The organism is uncultured Mailhella sp. (assembly GCF_944324995.1).
Lineage (GTDB): Bacteria > Desulfobacterota > Desulfovibrionia > Desulfovibrionales > Desulfovibrionaceae > Mailhella.
Window position 1 is genome coordinate 1 of sequence record NZ_CALUYL010000017.1, and the last position, 19,695, is coordinate 19,695.

At 61.7% G+C, this 19,695-nt stretch carries 15 protein-coding genes and 1 tRNA gene; 9 read left to right on the forward strand and 7 right to left on the reverse strand.

Annotated features, from left to right (window positions below):
• Window positions 1–860 (forward strand): UDP-glucose 4-epimerase GalE (gene galE / locus Q0K02_RS07915; RefSeq protein WP_294487104.1); only part of this gene is annotated, 860 nt, incomplete at its 5' end.
• 597 nt (window positions 861–1,457) lie between these two features.
• Here the strand turns inward: galE and Q0K02_RS07920 are convergent.
• The 5 genes from Q0K02_RS07920 to Q0K02_RS07940 form a co-directional block, all read right to left on the reverse strand.
• Window positions 1,458–1,534, reverse strand: a tRNA-Arg gene (locus Q0K02_RS07920).
• Between the two features lie 130 nt (window positions 1,535–1,664).
• A complete protein-coding gene (locus Q0K02_RS07925; RefSeq protein WP_294487106.1) occupies window positions 1,665–2,030 on the reverse strand; it encodes a NirD/YgiW/YdeI family stress tolerance protein in 366 nt (121 codons plus the stop codon).
• A 342-nt stretch (window positions 2,031–2,372) separates the two neighbouring features.
• The gene (locus Q0K02_RS07930) at window positions 2,373–2,741 is read right to left on the reverse strand and encodes a VOC family protein (RefSeq protein ID WP_294487108.1); all 369 of its coding nucleotides are present in this window, start codon (window positions 2,739–2,741) and stop codon (window positions 2,373–2,375) included.
• 217 nt (window positions 2,742–2,958) lie between these two features.
• Entirely contained in the window at window positions 2,959–4,278 is a 1,320-nt protein-coding gene (locus tag Q0K02_RS07935) for a homoserine dehydrogenase (protein ID WP_294487109.1), read from the reverse strand.
• Between the two features lie 177 nt (window positions 4,279–4,455).
• Window positions 4,456–5,631, reverse strand: a complete 1,176-nt coding sequence (locus Q0K02_RS07940) for an aminotransferase class I/II-fold pyridoxal phosphate-dependent enzyme (protein ID WP_294487111.1) — start codon at window positions 5,629–5,631, stop codon at window positions 4,456–4,458.
• A gap of 325 nt (window positions 5,632–5,956) precedes the next feature.
• Between Q0K02_RS07940 and Q0K02_RS07945 the strand changes: the two genes are divergently transcribed.
• The 7 genes from Q0K02_RS07945 to recJ all read left to right on the forward strand — a co-directional run bounded on the left by Q0K02_RS07945 (window position 5,957) and on the right by recJ (window position 14,956).
• Entirely contained in the window at window positions 5,957–8,215 is a 2,259-nt protein-coding gene (locus tag Q0K02_RS07945; protein WP_294487113.1) for an ATP-dependent RecD-like DNA helicase, read from the forward strand.
• Window positions 8,212–9,591 (forward strand): SH3 domain-containing C40 family peptidase, encoded by a 1,380-nt coding sequence (locus tag Q0K02_RS07950; RefSeq protein ID WP_294487115.1) that lies wholly within the window; start codon window positions 8,212–8,214, stop codon window positions 9,589–9,591. The genes Q0K02_RS07945 and Q0K02_RS07950 overlap by 4 nt, the downstream gene beginning before the upstream one ends.
• A gap of 2 nt (window positions 9,592–9,593) precedes the next feature.
• Entirely contained in the window at window positions 9,594–10,937 is a 1,344-nt protein-coding gene (locus Q0K02_RS07955) for a MiaB/RimO family radical SAM methylthiotransferase (RefSeq protein ID WP_294487116.1), read from the forward strand.
• Window position 10,938: 1 nt separating this feature from the next.
• Entirely contained in the window at window positions 10,939–11,817 is an 879-nt protein-coding gene (locus Q0K02_RS07960; RefSeq protein ID WP_294487118.1) for a YicC/YloC family endoribonuclease, read from the forward strand.
• 2 nt (window positions 11,818–11,819) lie between these two features.
• Window positions 11,820–12,107: a DUF370 domain-containing protein gene (locus Q0K02_RS07965; protein ID WP_294487120.1), complete on the forward strand. Its 288-nt coding sequence runs from the start codon at window positions 11,820–11,822 to the stop codon at window positions 12,105–12,107.
• Window positions 12,104–12,724, forward strand: coding sequence for a guanylate kinase (gene gmk, locus Q0K02_RS07970; protein ID WP_294487123.1), 621 nt, complete (start codon window positions 12,104–12,106; stop codon window positions 12,722–12,724). Before Q0K02_RS07965 ends, gmk begins: the two co-directional genes overlap by 4 nt.
• A 510-nt stretch (window positions 12,725–13,234) precedes the next feature.
• Entirely contained in the window at window positions 13,235–14,956 is a 1,722-nt protein-coding gene (gene recJ / locus Q0K02_RS07975) for a single-stranded-DNA-specific exonuclease RecJ (RefSeq protein WP_294487124.1), read from the forward strand.
• A 794-nt stretch (window positions 14,957–15,750) separates the two neighbouring features.
• On the opposite strand, the gene greA is transcribed toward recJ, so the two are convergent.
• Window positions 15,751–16,230, reverse strand: coding sequence for a transcription elongation factor GreA (greA, locus tag Q0K02_RS07980; RefSeq protein ID WP_294487126.1), 480 nt, complete (start codon window positions 16,228–16,230; stop codon window positions 15,751–15,753).
• A 323-nt stretch (window positions 16,231–16,553) separates the two neighbouring features.
• Here greA and ettA point away from each other — a divergent pair, with 323 nt between their 5' ends.
• Window positions 16,554–18,239: an energy-dependent translational throttle protein EttA gene (ettA, locus tag Q0K02_RS07985; protein WP_294487128.1), complete on the forward strand. Its 1,686-nt coding sequence runs from the start codon at window positions 16,554–16,556 to the stop codon at window positions 18,237–18,239.
• 175 nt (window positions 18,240–18,414) lie between these two features.
• Here the strand turns inward: ettA and Q0K02_RS07990 are convergent, their stop codons facing one another.
• Window positions 18,415–19,656 carry a metallophosphoesterase gene (locus tag Q0K02_RS07990; RefSeq protein WP_294487129.1) on the reverse strand — a complete coding sequence of 414 codons (1,242 nt, stop codon included), beginning with the start codon at window positions 19,654–19,656 and terminating at the stop codon, window positions 18,415–18,417.
• Window positions 19,657–19,695 lie beyond the last annotated feature (39 nt).

Genomic DNA, 19,695 nt, shown 5'->3' on the forward strand with positions numbered 1-19,695 from the left:
CTGCCTATGAAGCCGATGTGAGCGACAAGGCGGCCATGCTCAGTATCATGATCGTCCACCACATCGACTGCGTCATGCACTTTGCCGGCCTCAAGGCCGTGGGCGAATCGGTGAAAAAGCCGCTCGCCTACTATCGCAACAACATCGACACCACGCTCACGCTGCTGGAATGCATGCAGGAGTGCGGCGTTCACAACATTGTGTTTTCCTCGTCGGCCACGGTGTACGGGGAGGAGAATCCCTATCCGTACGTGGAAACCATGCCGCGCGGCCGCTGTTCCAATCCCTACGGCTGGACCAAGTCCATGATGGAACAGATTCTGGAAGACGCTGCCCGGGCCGATTCCGCTCTCTCAGTGGTGCTGCTGCGCTATTTCAATCCCATAGGCGCGCACGAATCCGGCCGCATCGGTGAAGATCCGCAGGGCATTCCGAACAATCTCATGCCGTATGTGGCGCAGGTGACCGTGGGGCGTCGCGATCATCTCACCATTTTCGGCAATGACTATCCCACCCCGGATGGAACCTGTCGCCGCGACTACATCCACGTCATGGATCTTGCTGCCGGACACGTTCGGGCCGTGGAATACGCCGCCGATCACAAGGGAACGGAAATTTTCAATCTTGGCACCGGTAGGCCTTATAGTGTTCTTGATATTGTGAACGCGTTTGAGCGCAGCAGCGGTATCCATGTGAAATATGAATTCGGTCCACGCCGTGAAGGCGATCTGCCCGAGTTCTGGGCCAATGCCGATAAAGCCCAAACGATTCTTGGCTGGGCGGCTAAGCGATCCCTTGACGAAATGTGCCGTGATACTTGGAACTGGCAGAGACAGAACCCGAAAGGGTATATAGAATAAAAACTGTTTTAAATACTAACTTAGTCTGTTACTCTTTTAGTAAAAATACTAGAATAGTAATACAAGTATGTTATATAGCATGGTATAGTTTCATAAAAATATGTCATTAATAACTACTTATAAGTAAAATTTTATATTTACATGAAGAGAATCAATTTTATGAACGATCCTATTTTAGTTAATGTTTTCATGTGGTTGGGCAAAATGAAGCAACCGGCCCCCCTGCTTAGTAGGTGAGCCACAAAACGCTTATATCTAAAACACCTTTTCGATAAGACGGAGTTGTTCAGCTTCCTGTTCTCATCGAAAAGGTGTTTTTTTATGGCGAAAGAACAAAATTTGACACATACGAAATGGGAATGTGAGTGCCATATTGTCCTCTTTTACAACTGTAGGAAGTACCGACATGGCAATAGGAGATTCTGGAGAGTGGGATATTCAGCACATTGGAGAGAAAAGAAGAGGGCAAGCGAAAAGTCGAGAGAACTTTCCCTGAGCTGGTAAGTATTTCCCCTTTGGATGTTGGAAAGCAGAGATAATAAAAAGCATACAAAAAGAGGTCAGGCGTATTCTTGCACCTGACCTCTTGATTGCAAATGGTGTCCCCGGCGTGAGTCGAACACGCGGCCTACTGCTTAGGAGGCAGTCGCTCTATCCATCTGAGCTACGAGGACACGAGTAGAGAGATTAGCCCTTGGGTACGAGACTGTCAAGGGCAGGAAAAGCGCATTGACAAGGCGGCGTCATGAAGCGCTGCGTCGCCCGGTATGGGCGGCCGCTGCTTCATGCGCCGCACAATACGGCTCAGGAAATCTTTTCGATGTAGCGCACGCGAAGGTGCAGATCCTTCGCATCGGCGTTCCTCTTTTTGCCGATTTCGCCCGTGATTCTGACGGTGTCCTGAGGCGTGACGTCAAGCTGACCGAACACGTGCGGAGGAATGTCTATGGTCATGGTGCCGCTCTTGTCCTGGAAGGTGTATCTGTTTTTCTCCAGATGTTTGACGATGTTGCCTTCGAGAACGCAGGTGGTCATGTCGCCGGCCTTGACGGCAGCCTGCACGGTGTTGATGATCTCCTGGCTGTCGCTGGGGCCCCGGAATCCGGCATACGCCGAGGTCGACATCAGCAGAGCTATGGACAGGGATGCGGCCAGAACGGAAATTTTCATGCTATCCTCCGGTACGAAAGACGAATATGAATGTCGTTACGGGTGATGGTAGAGTATTTTTATAACGGCTGCAACAGAGGAAGTCTGTTTCATGACAATTTTAAAATACTTGAAAGGACACAGAGTATTTTTGACTCACAGCGGCACTGTTTGACAATCGTTAAATGCAAGAACGACCGCCCGAAGAGACGTGCTTTCGGAACGGTCGTTCTGTCGTATCTGGAAGAATCTGTTGCGGCCTTCAGGCTCGGGGAGCGGCGATACCGCCCGGAAAGCGCGGTCAAGCCGGATCTTCATGCTCCCGCCATGCGTACCCCGGACGTCTGGAAGGCCGTGCGTGCGTCAGACTTCGGCGCCGACGCGCATGAGCTCGAAGGTCACGCCCTGCGGTCCGGCCACAAAGGAGCAGTTGTCGCTCGCCTTGTTGATCAGCTTGCAGCCGAATTCGTTGACGAGCGTTTCCGCCATGATGTTGGGATCGTCCACGCGGATGCCGAGGTGGTTCACGCCGCAGGCGGAACCGTCGGGCATGGGGGCGTCGGCGGGAATTTTCTTGAGGAAGATCTGCACGCCGGAGAGCGTGACGACGGCGCCGTCGGCTCCGCCGAATTTGCGGAAGCGGATGAATTCAGCGCCGAAGGCCTTGGTCCAGAACGCAATCATGGCGTCAAGGTCGGTGCAGCAAAGATGGACATGATCGAAAGAAGTCATGGCATGCCTCGATGGTAGAGCGTTGTGACGGAGAACGGAGAAAAAATGCGCGCGAGAGGGCGCTCTTTCTGCGTGCTGTCGTTTTGCGTGCCCGCGTGTGCGGGAACGGAATGTTTGTCCGGCTGGCGTATTTTCTGAAAACGCGGCGGCGTTCGTCGAAAGAGAAAACGCCGAATGTGCGCCGCTTCGGAGGCGGCGACGCCCGCGTAGGTCAGTTTCAGGCTCCCTCCGCCTCGTTTCCGCTGAAGGCGAGAATGCGGAAGCAGGTGGCGGGCACGAGCAGGGTTCCGTCTTCGTGGAGAATGCGGGTGGCCTTCTTGATGGCCCGGCCGGTGGTGTCGTGCGTCATGAGCACGAGGGAAACGCAGTCGTCGCGGGTGGCCGCCTTCTGGATGAGCTGGGCGAAGCTGATGCCTTCCTTGGCGAACACGGTGGCGATGTCGCGCAGCACGCCGGGGGTGTCGCGCACGGTGGCGCGCACGTACCAGGGGCTTTCCGCCTCGTCGGAAGGAAGAATTTCGGCGTCGGGCAGGGTATGAACGAAGCCGGTGTTGGCTTCGGAGCTGTTCACGTCGTCGCGGCGGGCCAGGGCCAGCAGATCGCCGAGCACGGCGCTGGCCGTGGGGCGGCTGCCTGCGCCGAGGCCGTGCAGGAACAGCGAGCCGACGGCGTTGCCTTCGATGCGCACGGCGTTGTAGGCGCCGTTCACCCGGGCAAGGAGCATGGAGTGATGCACGAGCGCGGGGAACACGCCGGCTTCGATTTTGCCGTTTTCGTCGCGGGCCTGACCGATGAGCTTGATGCGGTAGCCGAACTCGCGGGCGAACTGGATGTCCAGCGGATTGAGGCCGCGGATGCCTTCGATGGAGAGCTGGGAGAAATCGTAGTGGACGCCCCAGGCCAGTCGGATGAGCAGCACCAGCTTGTGGGCGGCGTCCTGCCCGTCGATGTCCAGCGAGGGATCGGCTTCGGCAAGGCCGAGATCCTGCGCTTCCTTGAGCGCGGTGGGGAAGTCGAAGCCGTGGCTGTTCATTTCGGAAAGAATGTAGTTGGACGTGCCGTTTAGGATGCCCATCACCGAGGTGATGTGGTTGCCGGCAAGGCTGTCGCGCAGGGTCTGAATGACGGGAATGGCGCCCGCGGAACTGGCTTCGTAGCCGAGGGCCACGTTTTTCCTTGCGGCGAGCGAGAAGATTTCCCGACCGTATTCCGCAAGCAGCGCCTTGTTGGCCGTGACGACGGACTTGCCGTTTTCCATGGAGCGCAGAATCAGTTCCCGGGCCGTGGTGGTTCCGCCCATGAGCTCCACGACCACCTGAATGTCGGGATCGTCGGCGAGTGACAGGGCGTTGTCGGTGAGAACGACGCCTGCGGGCAGATCGCGCTTTTTGGCGAGATTGTGGACGGCCACCGCCTTGATCGTAATTTCGCGGCCGGTTCTGCGCAGAATTTCGTCGTGATTCTTTTGCAGCATTTCCACGAGGCCGCTGCCGACCGTACCGAGGCCGGCGATACCGATGCAAAGGTTCTGAGACATGCAAGCTCCAAAGGAGGAAAGAGGTTGTGCCGGAAGTGCCGACGGCGGATTTTTCCGGTGTTGCGGGGCCTGGCGGTTGGCGGCCCGGCCGTCCGGAGTATCCGCCGGGGGCCGGCGTGATGTCGAACGGCGCTCAAAGACGGGCGCACATGTTTCGCCCGTCTTTGAGCGGAGGGATCAGCCTTCCTGAAGCACCTTCTTGATGCCCTGAAGGGCCTGTCTGGTGCGTTTCTGGTTTTCGATGAGGGCAAAGCGCACGTATTCGTCGCCCATCTGTCCGAATCCGATGCCCGGCTGCACGGCCACGTGGCCCTTCTGCAGCAGCAGCTTGGAAAATTCCATGGAGCCCATGGCGCGGAATGGTTCGGGAATGCGGCCCCACGCGAACATGGTGGCCTTGGGCGGCGTGATGGGCCAGCCTATGCGGTTGAGGCCCGCGCAGAGTACGTCGCGGCGCTTGCGGTATTCGTCGCAGATTTTTTCCACGGCGTCGCGCGGGGCGTTGAGGCCCACGGTGGCCGCAATCTGGATGGGCTGGAAGATGCCGTAGTCGAGATAGCTCTTGATGCGGGTGAGAATGTGGACGAGGTCGCGGTTGCCGAGGCAGAAGCCCATGCGCCATCCGGCCATGGAGTAGCCCTTGGTCATGGAATAGAATTCCACGCCTACGTCTTCCGCGCCCTTGGCCTGCAGGAAGCTCGGGGCCTTGTAGCCGTCGTAGCACAGATCGGCGTAGGCCATGTCGTGGATGACCCACATTTTGTGTTCCTTGGCGAATTCCACGATGCGCTCGAAGAAGGGCAGATCCACGACCTGCGTGGTGGGGTTCTGTGGATAGCTGATGATGAGCAGCTTGGGCTTGGGCCAGGTCTGCTTGGTGGCGGTGAGCAGATCTTCAAAGAAGTCGCGGTCTTCGGCCACGGGAATGCGGCGCACGTCGGCCCCGCAGATGACGGGGGCGTACACGTGGATGGGATAGGTGGGATCGGGCGCGAACACGACGTCGCCGGGGTTCAGCATGGCGAGGCACAGATGGGCGAGCCCCTCCTTGGAACCGATGGTGGCTATGGCCTGCGTTTCGGGATCGAGATGCACGTCGTAGCGGCGGGCGTAGAGATCGCAGATGGCCTTGCGCAGGTTCGGAATGCCGCGGGAAACGGAATAGCGGTGATTCACGGGCTTGCGGGCCGCTTCGCACAGTTTGTCCACGATGAATTTGGGCGTCGGCAGATCGGGATTGCCCATGGACAGGTCAACGATGTCGATGTTCTGCTGGCGGAGCTGCTTCTTGATGTCTCCCACAACGGCGAAGGCGTAGGGAGGGAGACGGTCTATCCTCGAAAATTCGGGCATACTGTCCTCACAGTACGGAAAAAGCCAGGCCGGGCCGTGCGTTTTCCCGGGGCGCTGGCATGACGCTTCCGGGCTGCCTCGACGCAGTCTGAACTGCTGAGGATTACTGGCATGCCGGGCGCTTGCGCGGCATACGGCGGGGTGCAGACCTTGGACGATGCCGGGAACGCGCTGGCATGACGCGCACCCGACGGAGTCTGCCTTGATGATATTTCCTGTTTATAGTAGTACATCAAGGGAGTTGTAAAGAGGCCGGCATGAGGGCTGCCCGGCTTTTCTTTTTCTATAACAGAGCCCGTGGCGGAAAAATATGGAACAAATGGATATGCTGACCCAGGATGGCGCCGACAGCCCGGAGGAATTTTCCGGCACGCTGGAGCGCGTGGTCTTCCACAATGCGGAAAACGGCTGGACGGTATTCCGGCTCCGCGTGGAGGGACGGGAAGATCCGGTGGCCGTGGTGGGCAGCATGTCGTCGCCGCAGCCCGGCGCCCGGCTGCGCGTGAAGGGCCGCTGGATCAAGCATCCGAAGTTCGGCCGCCAGATACAGATGACCTCGTTCGAGGAAGAGCTGCCCGCCACCGAAGAGGGAATACGGCTTTTTCTCGCGTCCGGCTGCATCAAGGGCATAGGGCCGAAGTGGGCCGACCGCATCGTGGCGCACTTCGGCGCAAGCACGCTCGACGTCATGGATCACGACCCCGAGCGCATGCTCGAACTGCCCCGTTTCGGCAAAAAGCGCCTGGAAGCCATGAAGGCCTCCTGGGCGGAGCATCAGGGCATCCGCGAGCTCATGATTTTTCTTCAGCCCCACGGCGTCACGGCCGGGCTTTCGGTGCGCATCTATCGTCAGTACGGCGCGCAGGCGCTGGCCGTGGTGCGAGAGAATCCCTACCGCCTGGCCATGGACATTCACGGCATAGGCTTCACCACGGCGGACGCGCTGGCCCGCAAGCTCGGCTTCGACGAATCAAGCCCTCTGCGGGCCGAGGCCGGCGTACTGTATCTGCTCATGCGCCTCACCGAAGACGGGCACGTGTACTATCCGCGCAATCTGCTGGTGGACGAGGCCGTGCAGAAGCTTTCCATTCCCCCGGAAATGGCGGACGAGGCCGTGTCCGATCTTGAGCGCGAGGAGCGCGTGGTTATCGAGGACCTCGGCGATCACGAAGGCGTGTACCTCACGCGCAACTACATTTATGAATCGAAGATAGCCTTCTACATGCACAGGCTGCTGCATTCGCCGAAGTCCGTGCACATTCCCGAGCCGAAAAAACTGGTGAAGCGGGTCATTTCCGCCATGCCCATGGAGCTTGCCGAAGAGCAGAAGCAGGCCGTCTATACGGCCGCCGCCTCCAAGGTCATGGTGCTCACCGGCGGCCCCGGCACGGGCAAGACCACCATTCTGAACGCCATCATCAAGGTGTTTCAGGAGGCCAGGGCGCGTATTCTGCTGGCCGCGCCCACGGGCCGCGCCGCCAAGCGCATGTCCGAGGCGAGCGGCATGGAGGCCCGGACCATTCATCGGCTGCTGGAGTACAGTCCTTCGGAAGACGGCTTCAACCGCAACGAAAACAATCCTCTCGCGTGCGGACTGCTGGTGGTGGACGAGGCTTCCATGATGGACACCATGCTCATGTATCATCTGGTGAAGGCCGCGCCCGTGGGAGCCACGTTCATTCTGGTGGGCGACGTGAATCAGCTCCCCTCCGTGGGGCCGGGCAACGTGCTGCGCGACGTCATCGCGTCGGGCGCGGTGCCCGTGGTGGAGCTTCTGGAAGTGTTCCGCCAGGCCGCGGAAAGCGACATCATCTGCAACGCGCACCTCATCAACAAGGGCGAGCTGCCGGAACTGCATCAGCGGGCGGGCCAGAAAACGGACTTCTATTTCTTCAAGCAGGACGATCCCGAGGCCGCCGCCGATCTCGTGGTGGACCTCGTGCGCGACCGCATTCCCCGCAAGTTCGGCTTTCACACGGAAGACATTCAGGTTCTCTCGCCCATGCTGCGCGGAGCCGTGGGCGTGAACAGTCTGAACCGCCGTCTTCAGGACGCCGTGAATCCGCAGCCGACTTCTCTGGTGCGGGGCGAGAGACAGTTCCGCCTGAACGACCGGGTCATGCAGGTGCGCAACAACTACGACAAGGACGTGTTCAACGGCGACACCGGCACCATCATTTATCTGGACGCCGAAGAGCGCGAAGTGACCGTGCGCTTCGACGACCGCAACGTGAACTATCTCTGGGAGGAAATGGACGAGCTTGTTCCGGCCTACGCCATTTCCATTCACAAGTCGCAGGGCGGCGAGTATCCGGTGGTGGTCATTCCGCTCATGATGCAGCATTTCATGCTGCTGCAGCGCAACCTGGTGTACACCGCGGTGACGCGCGGACGCAAAATGGTGGTGCTGGTGGGCGAGTGGCGGGCGCTGGCCATAGCGGTGAAGAACAATCACATCCGCAGACGTTATACCTGGCTGGCGCATCGGCTGGCCGGCAGCGAAGGATCGGTGCATGCCGACATGCTGCCCGAAGTGGGCTCTTCCTCCGGACGCCGCGCGGGAAAGGACGTGAAAACATCATGACAGTGACGTACGATTGGAAAAGAGGCATGTCCGGCGCAAAGGCCGCGCTGCTGGGCCTTGTGCTTTCCGGAGCGGTGGCCGCTGCGGGCTGCGCGCCGCAGCCGAAAATGCCCGTGCAGCCGCAGAACGCCGCGGGCGAGGTGCGGGACGTGAACGTGATTCCCCAGAATCTGGCGCTCTTTGCCGGGCAGGCCGGAGGCAACGCGCTTCTGCGCTCGCAGGCGGCCGCGGATGAGGACATGCAGGCTTTCCGCCGGAGATTCTTTGCGCCCTGGGATTCGGGCAAACTTTCGCGCGCCACGCTGCGCGAGTTCGAGGCCGTGCTGAACTGGTCGCCCGGCAAGCGCGGATATGCGGAAAATCTGCGTCCGTGGAGCGATGCGGCCTGGGAAAGGATGCGCTACAACGCCGCGCTGGACGAGGCGTCCGGCCCGGGACGTCCGGCCATTGCCGTGAGAAATGCGGATCTTCGCCTGGCTCCCACCGTGAAGCCCCGCTTCGCCCGTGTGGAGGGCGCAGGCCAGGGCTGGCCCTTCGACGATTTTCAGCAGAGTTCCGTGGCCGTGGGCACGCCGCTCATGGCGTATCACGCGAGCCGCGACGGCGCGTGGATTCTGGTGCAGAGTCCCATGGCCTGGGGCTGGGTGCAGGCGGACAGCGTGGCCTTTGCCGACGAGTCCTTCTGCGCTTTGTGGAAGAGCGCGCCGCTGGAAGCCGTGGTGCGGGAAGGCGCTTCTCTGAAAAACGGCAGCGCGTTTCTTGCGCTCGCAAACATCGGCACGGTGCTCCCCGTCGAGGGCGGACGGACGCTGGTTCCGGCGCGAGGCTCCGACGCTTCGGCGAAGATTGTTTCCGTGATTCTGGAGCCCGGCGCGGCGCTGCCCATGCCGCAGCCGCTTACCGCGCAGGCCGTGGCCGCCATAGGCGACCGCATGATGGGCGAAAATTACGGCTGGGGCGGCATGTACGGCAACAGGGACTGCTCGGCCATGATGCGCGACCTGTTCGCGCCTTTCGGCATCTGGCTGCCCCGCAATTCCGCGGCGCAGGCCAAATTCGGCGATCTTCACAGCCTTCAGGGCATGAGCGCCTCCGCCAAGATTGAGGCCATCGAGCGCGGAGCGGAGCCGTTCCGCACGCTGCTCTGGCTGCCCGGTCACATCGGACTCTACGTGGGGCGCTTTGAAGGTCAGCCCGTGTTCTTCCACGACATCTGGGGCGTGCGCAGTAGGCTGCGCGACGGGCGCGAAGGACGCATTATTCTCGGCAGAGCCGTGATTACCGGCGTGCGGCCCGGCAGCGAGAGAAGCGACGTGGATCCCAAGGGCCTGCTCATCGAAAGGATGCGCGGCTACTCCATCATCGGCGGACGGTAGGCATGGAAAAGACGTTTAAATTTTATACCATTACCTACGGTTGCCGCGTGAACCAGTACGAAACGCAGGCCATCCGCGAATGGTGGCAGAGTCTCGGCGGCACGGAAATCGACGATCCGGCCGAGGCGGACGTGGTGCTGGTGGATTCCTGCGCCGTGACGGCGCAGGCCGTGAGCGACGCCAGACAGATGACGCGCAAAATAGGCCGCCTCAATCCGCAGGCGCGCATTTTTGCCGCGGGCTGCGCGTCTTCGGCGGAGCCCGCCGACTTTGCGCTGCCGGGCGTGGCCGCCGTGATTCCGCAGAAGGACAAGTTCGTGCTTTTGCGCGGCCATCCTCTGGACATGACCGATTTCACCGTGCCGGAAGAGGGGAGACCGCGCTTTGCGCCGTTTTCCATCAGTTCGTTTCGGCGGGCAAGACCCGTGGTCAAGGTGCAGGACGGCTGTTCGCAGGGCTGCGCCTACTGCATCATTCCGCTCACGCGTGGCCCGGCGCGAAGCCGCTCCGTGGACGACATTCTGGCCGAAACGCGGCGTCTTCTGGAGGCCGGATACCGGGAAATCATGATTTCCGGCGTGAATCTGCGTCAGTTCCACGCCGACGGGCAGGACGGCCGCAATTTCTGGACGCTGCTGCGCCGCATGGACGCGGAATTTTCGCCGGAATGGCAGGGCAGGGCGCGTTTTCGCCTGAGCTCGCTTGATCCGGCGCAGGTGACGGACGAAGCCTGTCTGGAAACGCTGGAAGGCTGCCGCATGGTGTGTCCGCATCTGCATCTGTCGCTGCAGAGCGGGAGCATGGCCGTGCTTCATCGCATGGGGCGTTCGCCCTATTCTCCGCAGAGCGTGGCCGAGGCCGTGGAAAAGATGCGTCGCTTCTGGCCGGTGATGGGGCTCGGCGCCGACATACTCATGGGCTTTCCCGGCGAAACCGAGGAAGAAACGGAGGAAACGCTGGACATGCTGCGCGCTCTGCCCATGACCTACGCCCACGTGTTTCCCTATTCCGAGCGCCCCGGCACCCGCGCCGCGGCGCTGAAGCAGCTGCCCAAAAAGGTGCGCCAGCAGCACGCGGCGAGAGTGCGCGCTCTCATGGCGGAAAAGCACGCGCGCTTTCTTGAGGAGCAGCTTGCGCAGCCCGTCATGCGGGTGGCTTTCGACAGCGCCGACGCCCGCCACGGAAATAATGAATGGTACGCCGACTGCCGCATGGAAGACGATGTTGCGGCGCGCAGAGGCGATCATGAGCTTGTCTGCGCGCAGCCCGTGCGCGTGGAAGGAAATTTGATTATCGTACGCCCCGCAGGGGAAGAAACCCTCACGACCCACCCTTCAGGAGAATGATATGCCGCTTCGCAGCATGACGGGCTTCGGCCGTTTTCAGCAGGACAACGGCGACGTGGTCCAGACCTGGGAGATCCGCAGCGTCAACAGCCGTTTTCTCGACCTCAAGTGGAAGCTTCCGCCGCAGGCCCGCAACATGGAGGCCCGCTTTGAAAAGATCGTGCGTCGCTTCGCCTCGCGCGGGCGCGTGGAAATTTCGCTGAATCTGCAGTTTTCCGGCGTTTCGCGCGTGAGCTTCGATGCGGCGCAGGCGTCGGCCATGCTGGATGCGGTGAAGGCCTTCGCCTCGTCGCGCGGAGACATCTTCGACGTGGATTACATGGCGCTCATGCATCTTTCGCCGCTCTGGACGTCGGGCGGAGAGGAAGACGACGAAGCGCTGTTCGATGCGCTGGCCGCCGGGCTTGAAGGCGCGCTTGCGGACTGGAACGAGGCCCGCGAGACCGAGGCCGTGGCGCTTTCGCGCGATCTGGAAGCCAGGTTCAGCCGCATGGCGGAGTGGATTTCGGCCATTGAGGAACGGGCTCCCGAGGTCAAGGCCGCCCGCTTCGAGCAGGTGCGCGAACGCCTGAGCGACATGCTGAACTCGCTCGGCGGAGAACTTGAGGAAAACCGTTTTCTTCAGGAAGTGGTCATTCTGGCCGACAAGCTGGACGTGACGGAAGAACTCATTCGCCTGCATTCCCATCTCGTGCGTCTGGCCTCGCTCATGGAGAGCGGCGAAGACGCGGGGCGCAAGCTGGACTTTACGCTTCAGGAGAGCTTCCGCGAGATCAACACCTGCGGCAACAAGATTCAGGATGCGCAGGTCTCCCGTATCGTGGTGGACTGCAAGAACGAGCTTGAGAAGTGCCGCGAACAGGTGCAGAACCTGGAGTAGCCATGGCGCGTCAGCAGCTTGTCAACGTAGGGTTCGGCAACTATGTTCTGGCTTCCCGAGTGGTGGCCATTGTGAACCCTCTTTCCTCGCCCATGCGACGTCTGCGCGACGACGCCCGTGCCGAAGGGCGTCTGGTGGACGTTTCCCAGGGGCGCAAGACCAGAGCCATTCTGGTTACTGATTCCAATCATGTCATACTTTCCGCCATTTCCGCGGACACGCTCGGGCAGCGCTTTGCGTCGCAGAGCGGCGCGGACGGCTCCGATGATGAAGTTGAGGATGATATATGAAGACTGATTTCGGCCCCCGCCGCGGCCTGCCTTTTGTCATATGCGCGCCTTCCGGCACGGGAAAGACCACGCTTGTGAGCCGCCTGACCGCGGAATTTCCCCTGGAGTTTTCCATTTCCTGCACGACCAGAGCCCCGCGCGGCACCGAGAAGGACGGCGTGGACTACATTTTCCTTGATCGGGAAACGTTCGTGAAGCGCAGGGAAGAGGGCTATTTTGCCGAATGGGCCGAGGTTCACGGCAATTTTTACGGCACGCCGCTCCAGCCCGTGCGCGACCGTCTGGCCCTCGGCAAGGACATGCTGTTCGACATCGACGTGCAGGGCGCGGCGCAGCTTTCCCTTTCTCTGCCCGAAGCGCGCTTCGTGTTCATTCTGCCGCCGTCCATGGAGGAGCTGGAACGACGCCTGCGCGGCCGCGGCACCGACAGCGAGGAAGCCATACGCATCCGCCTGTCCAACGCGCGCACGGAAATCATGAGCAGTCACTGGTTCGACGCCATCATCGTGAACGACGATCTCGAAAAGGCCTACGATCAGCTCCGTTCCTTTTATCTGGCCTCCACGTTGCAGCCTTCGCTCAAGCCTCAGCTGGCGCGGAGCATCTGCGGCGCGTAGGCCGCCGGCGGAGCCGGAAAGACGCGTCGAGCCTGCGAAAGGCGCTTGCGGCAAAAGCGCCGCGGGAGCGGCGGAAAAGCTGATTTGCCGTGAAATGGACGCGGTCCGACCTGAGGGGCGCACGCTGGTGTCCCCGGCACGGCGTTTTTTTGCAGGCGGGGCCGGAGCTTCGCCCGCCTGGATGAGGCGATTCGGACGCTCGGAGCGATGTTTCGGCAACGCCGGGGCTCTTTCAAAAGCCTGAGCGTGGCGCAGCGCTGAAACGCGCGCCTGGGCCGGGCGCTGAGAGAAGAACGGCGCGCTTGGGCCGGGCGTTGCCCGGGCGGCGTGCTTCGGAGGCGCAGCGCGTTTTGCGGCAACGAGGTTTCGTCGCGCGTCCGCCCTGGAAATTTTGTCATGAATGGTAAGCCTGCCGCATGGCGGGCGCGTTCGTCCTCCGTTTGAGGACTCATCATATTATCGCGGGAGAGATCGGTACAGCACGACGACGCCCGGCAGAGTGGACAGCCTATGAGCAAGAACTGGATATTCCGCACACGCAGGGACGGCGCGTCCGTTCCGGTTTCCTTTTACGATGCGGCCGAACGCTGCGGCATTTCTCCCCGTCTGGCGGAGCTGCTCTGGCTGCGCGGCGTCGAGCGACCGGATCAGCTGTCGGAATATCTTTCTCCCGGACTTCGTCACCTGGCCAGGCCGGAACTGTGGCCCGGCATGAAAAAGGCCGCGCAGGTGCTGGCCGACGGGCTTCGCGCAGGAAAAAAGCTGGCCATCTGGGGCGATTACGACGCCGACGGCGTGACCAGCACCGCGCTGGTGCTTCAGGTGCTCGGGCATCACGGCTTTGAGGCGCTGTGGCATCTGCCCGACAGGCGGGAAGAAGGCTACGGCATGAACGCGAAGGGCGTGGAGAAGCTCGCGGAGCAGGGCGCATCCATGCTGCTCACCGTGGACTGCGGCATTTCCGACAGATCGGCCATTGCGAGGGCCCGCGAACTCGGCATGGACGTGGTGGTGGCCGACCATCACCTTCCGCCCGAGGATCTTCCCGACGCCACGGTGCTGTGCAATCCCAAGCTGGCGGACTGCCCATGCGCGTCGCTGGCGGGCGTGGGGGTGACGTTCTTTCTCATGGCGGAACTCAACGCGCGTCTGACCGAAGCGGGAGCGCCGCGCATGGACATGCGCCGCACGCTGGATCTGGTGGCGCTCGGCACGCTGGCCGATCTCGTGGAGCTTGAGGGGCAGAACCGCATACTGGTGAAGAACGGACTGCTCGTGCTGGCCGAAGCCAAAAGGCCGGGCATTTCCGAACTCAAGGTGGTGAGCGGCTACGCGCCGCTGGCCAGTCTCGGCGCGGGGCAGGTGATATTCAGCCTTGCGCCGCGCATCAATGCGGCCGGACGCGTGGCCTCGGCGGAAACGGCGCTTGCGCTGCTGTGCGCGAAGGACGCCGACAGCGCGGCGGATCTCGCCCGCACGCTGGACGGGTACAATACCCAGCGCCGTCAGGAAGAGGAACGCATTACCGAAGAAGCCATGATGCAGGCCGAGGCGGCGCTGAACGAACCGGCGCTGGTCATTGCCGGTCGGGACTGGAATCAGGGAGTCATCGGCATTGTGGCGTCGCGTCTGGTGGAAAAGTACCACAAGCCCACGCTGGTGCTGTGCGCCGACGGCGACACGCTCAAGGGCTCGGGGCGCTCCATCAGCGGCTTTGATCTGCACGCGGGGCTTGCCCGGTGCGCGGAAGAGCTGCTGACCTTCGGCGGTCACCGCATGGCCGCAGGCGTGCGCGTGCTGCCGGAAAAGCTGGACGCGTTCCGCAGGCGCTTCACGAGCGTGGTTCGGGAGGAGCTCGGCAGCGATCCTGTTCCCGCGGTGCAGCTCATCGACGGCGAGCTCGACTTCAAGGCGGCCACGAACTTCATTTTCCTCAAGGAACTGGAAATGATGCAGCCGTTCGGCGTGGGAAATCCCGAGCCGGTGTTCCAGTCGCCGCCGCTTCTGGTGAAACGGCGCAGACTGTTCGGCCCGCAGAAGAATCATGTGCTTCTTGAGCTGACCGACGAGAGCTGCGACATCACGCTTCAGGCCAAGGCATGGCGTCAGGCGGAGCAGTTTCCGGCCGATCTGGAAGGGAGGCGCATCGTGCTGGCCTACAGCCCGGGCATAGACATGTACAACGGCGCGGCCAGCGTGGACGTGCGCATCAAGGATTGGAAACTGGCCTGACGCGCCGGGCGGACGATGGATGTGCTCGGCGGTTCTGCCGGAACAGGGCTTCTCTGTGGTCCGGCAGACGGGCCGGAGTGCCGCAGAAATTGTCCGGGAGCCGGAGCCGAGCCGCAGCATCCATCGTCCGGAAGATGGGGCCGGAGGGAAGGTGCCTGGCGTCGGCATTGCGCGTCTGTTGTGCGTCGTTGTGAGGTGCGGCCACGGCTGGCGGAGCACAATCCTTGCGTTGTGGAACGCATTTGAAAATTGATTTCAACAACTGATGAAAGCAGCAGTGATTTCTGTGGTGTTGTTTCGCAGGGCGGCCCGCAGAGCGGCGCGGGGAAAGCACGGCGCGGGGGAAGAGTGGCGGCACGGCGCGCCGGGCCGAGGGAAGTGGAAGTTCTCTCGCGTTGGGGCGTACTTCCCGGAGCTGACCGGCCCGGCAGCGTCGTCGGCAAGACGGGCTGCGGGCGCATCCGCAGGATCGCCTCGGCGGGTCTGGAGCGCAACAAGAGGGAGACAAGAGCGAAGAGCCCGGCGGACGCGCGTCTCCGGGGAATCGCAGGGGAATCTTGCCGCCGTTTCAGCCGGGGGTGTCGTTGCAGGCGCGGAAGGCCGCTCCCATTGCCCGCAAGCCGGCTGCCGCGCATGCAGAGTCGTGCCCGAAAAGGCGCGTTCAGGGCTGTTGCGCTGGCTTTGCCCCGAAACGCAGGGCGCAGAATGCCGTGGCTCACGCAGAAAGGCGCGTTGCCGGATAAAAAAGGCTCCCGCCGGAGCAGGAGCCTTTCGGAATGCCGGTGGTCGGGTGCTCAGTCGCGCACGCCGTGGAACTCGATATTGGTGATTTCGTAGGTCACGCGGCCGCGGGGAATGTCGATGGTGACCTCGTCGCCCACCTCGTGACCGAGCAGAGCGCGGCCCACGGGGGAGTTGATGGAGATGGAGCCCTTGGCGAAGTCGGCTTCGTCGGGACCGAGCAGGGTGAACTGACGTTCCTCGTCGGTGTCCACATCGACCACATGCACGGTAGCGCCGAAAATGATCTTGTCGCTGTGGATCGTATCAAGGTCGATGACAGTGTACTGCGGAAGCTGGGACTCGATGTAGTTGATGCGGGCTTCCAGAAAACCCTGGCGTTCGCGGGCCGCGTCATAGCCGGCGTTTTCCTTCAGGTCGCCTTCTTCACGGGCTTCCTTGATGGCCTGAATGACGATGGGCCGCTCCTTCTTGAGCGCTTCGAGTTCTTTTTCCAGCTTCTTGTAGCCCTGTACGGAAATAGGCGTGCTCATGGCAGGTACCTTCAAACAAAAGTGATATGCAAAAAAAGAGGCCCAACTTCTTGAAAGAGAGGTTGTCACTTCCAGAAAAGCGGGGCATCAGGAAATGCTTTCTTTGCAATATAGGCCCGGAGGATTGTGAAGTCAACCCCGAAGCCGCTTTTCGGGCGCTCCGCGGGAGGGCGCGGGATGCATGAAACTTGGGGACGGGCGGCGGCGTCGTTGGGCCCCGGGGATTTTATGCTGGACAAGTTGTCGTGCTTCTGCGAGAATGAAAGTTCTATTGTTCTGTTGCCCGGCTCCTTCCGGGCGATAAAAAACTTCATGGAACTGCTATGGCAAACGATAATCAGCCGGACAAAGTCATTTATTCGATGAACCGCGTGACCAAGCGTCATGGTCAGCGGGAAGTCCTCAAGGATATTTCGCTCGGCTACTTCTACGGCGCGAAGATCGGCGTGCTCGGCCTGAACGGCGCGGGCAAGTCCTCGCTGCTCAAGATCATGGCCGGCGTGGACAAGGCCTTCGACGGCGACGTGGTGGTCGCGCCGGGCTACACCATCGGGTACCTTGAGCAGGAACCGCTGGTGGACGAAACGCGCACCGTGCGCGAAGTGGTGGAAGAGGGCGTGCAGGAAGTCGTGGATCTTGTGAAGGAATTCAACGAGATCAACGAGAAGTTCGCCGACCCCGACGCGGACATGGACGCGCTCATTGAGCGTCAGGCCAAGGTGCAGGAGAAGATGGACGCCCTGAACGCGTGGGATCTGGATTCCCGCCTGGAAATGGCCATGGACGCGCTGCGCTGCCCGCCCGGCGACACGCCCGTGTCGGTGGTGTCCGGCGGCGAACGCCGTCGCGTGGCCCTGTGCCGTCTGCTGCTTCAGAATCCCGACATCCTTCTGCTCGACGAACCGACCAACCATCTGGACGCCGAATCCGTGGCGTGGCTGGAACGGTATCTGCAGAGCTTCCCCGGCACGGTCATCGCCGTGACCCACGACCGTTATTTTCTCGATCACGTGGCCGGCTGGATTCTGGAACTCGACCGCGGTCGCGGCATTCCGTGGAAGGGCAACTATTCCTCCTGGCTGGAACAGAAGGAAAAGCGTCTCGCCCTTGAGGAAAAGGCCGACAACGAACGCCGCAAGACGCTCGCCCGCGAACTGGAATGGATTCACATGTCGCCCAAGGGACGTCACGCCAAGGGCAAGGCGCGCATCAACGCCTATGAGGCCATGCTGAGCCACGAGAGCGAGCGCCTCGCGCCCGATCTGGAAATCTACATTCCGCCGGGACCGCGCCTCGGCAAGTCGGTCATCGAGGCGAAGGATCTGTGCAAGAGCATGGGCGACAAGGTGCTTGTGGAAAACGCGAACTTCCTTGTGCAGCCCGGCGCCATCGTGGGCATCATCGGCCCCAACGGCGCGGGCAAGACCACGCTGTTCAGAATGCTTGTGGGCGAGGAAAAGCCCGATTCCGGCACGCTCAATATCGGCGAAACCGTGAAGTTCGGCTATGTCGATCAGAACCGCGCCTCGCTGGAACCCGGCAAGACCGTGTACGAGATCATCAGCGGCGGCAACGACTTCATCAAGCTCGGCGGCCGCGAAGTGAACGCCCGCGCCTACTGCTCGCGCTTCAACTTCCAGGGCGGCGATCAGCAGAAGAAGGTGGACGTGCTTTCCGGCGGCGAGCGCAACCGCGTGCATCTGGCCTGCATGCTCAAGTCCGGGGCCAACGTGCTGCTGCTCGACGAACCCACCAACGACATCGACGTGAACACCATGCGCGCCCTTGAAGACGCGCTGGAAAACTTCGCCGGATGCGTGCTCGTCATCAGCCATGACCGCTGGTTCCTCGACCGCATCGCCACCCACATTCTCGCCTTTGAGGATGAGGGGCAGGTCACGTTCTTTGAAGGCAACTTCTCCGAATACGAAGAGGATCGCCGCAAGAGACTCGGCAAGGACGCGGACACCCCGCACCGCATGAAGTACCGCAGACTTACCCGTCAGTAGTTTGCGGCGCGGCGGCAACGCGCATCATGAATGACAGGGAGGCAGTCTTCGGGCTGCCTCCTTTCGTTTTTCCCCTTGCAGAAACGCAGGCTCCCGCCTGACGGGAATAAAAAAGGAGGGGAAACATCCCCTCCCTTTTCATGCAAGGCATAAGAGCGCCGGGCGGCGCGTCGGATCAGCCGCCGAGCTTTCCGCGGTAGGACGGCTTCTGCGGCGCGACGGGTTCGGCGCAGCGCAGCGTGAGCAGCGTAATTTCGGCGCCGACGCCGAGGCGCATGGGAACGTAGCCCCACATGCCCGTGCCGGGGCTGACGTAGAGCGACATGGAGCCCGTTCTGTAGAGCCCGGAGCGGAAGCCGCTGTTCAGGCGGGAAACCAGCGGGAAGAGGAAGAAGAACTGTCCGCCGTGGGTGTGGCCGGAAAGCTGAAGGTGGCAGCCGAGAGCTGCGTTCTGTTCGGCGTGGCCGGGCCGGTGGGACATGAGAATGCGCAGCCCCTTGCCCGCGCCTTCCAGAGCCTTTCGCGGATCGGGCGCGCCCATGGACTCGTCGAGACTGCGGAAGAGCACGGCGCAGGGATCGGTGACGCCCGCGATGACCACGTTTCTGCCGTTGACCGTGTATTCCTTGTGTTCGTTGAGCAGCACGGTGAGTCCCCAGTCGCGCCAGGTGTTCACCCAGTCGCGCAGGCCGGAGTAGTAGTCGTGGTTGCCCACGCTGAGGGCCACGCCGTAGCGGGCCTTCAGGTCGGTGACGGGGCGCAGCAGGCTGCCTATGCGTTCGGGCTTGCCGTCGGCAAGGTCGCCGGTGATGAGAATGAAGTCCGGGTTGAGCGCGTTGGTGCGGCGCACGACTTCTTCGAGCCATTTCCCTGTGAAGGTGGAGCCGATGTGCAGGTCGCTCAGATGCGCGATGGTCAGGCCGTCGAGATCCTGCGGCAGACCCGGCAGGGGCACGTCCACTTTTTTGACGCCGGGCACAGTCAGGGCGCGGGCCATGCCCACGGCGGCGGCCGCAATGCCGGCCGCAAGCATGACGAGTTCGGCGGGCACGGAGAGCAGCACGGAGAACACGGCGTTTTTGATGCCGTACACGTCGGGCGCAAAGAGGAAGACGACGAAGGTCGTCAGCAGAATGGCGTCGCGCAGCAGCACGAGCCACGAGAGCACCATGAACGATGAGGAAATGAAGCCTCCGGCCCGCACCAGCGCAAACGGCAGATCCGGCCGCCAGGTGATGAGCACGCGCATGCCCGTGATGGTCTGGGAAACGATGAGAAGCAGAATGGTGAGCGGAATTCTCCAGCTCATGGGAACAGGATCATGCCAGAGCAGACTGAACGACATGTAGGCGGCTGCGGCGAGCATGAGAGAGGTGCTTGAGGCGAAGAACATGCGGTTGCGGGCGTAATCGGCCATAGATATGTCCTTGACGTGCTGAGATGAAAAAACGTTTTT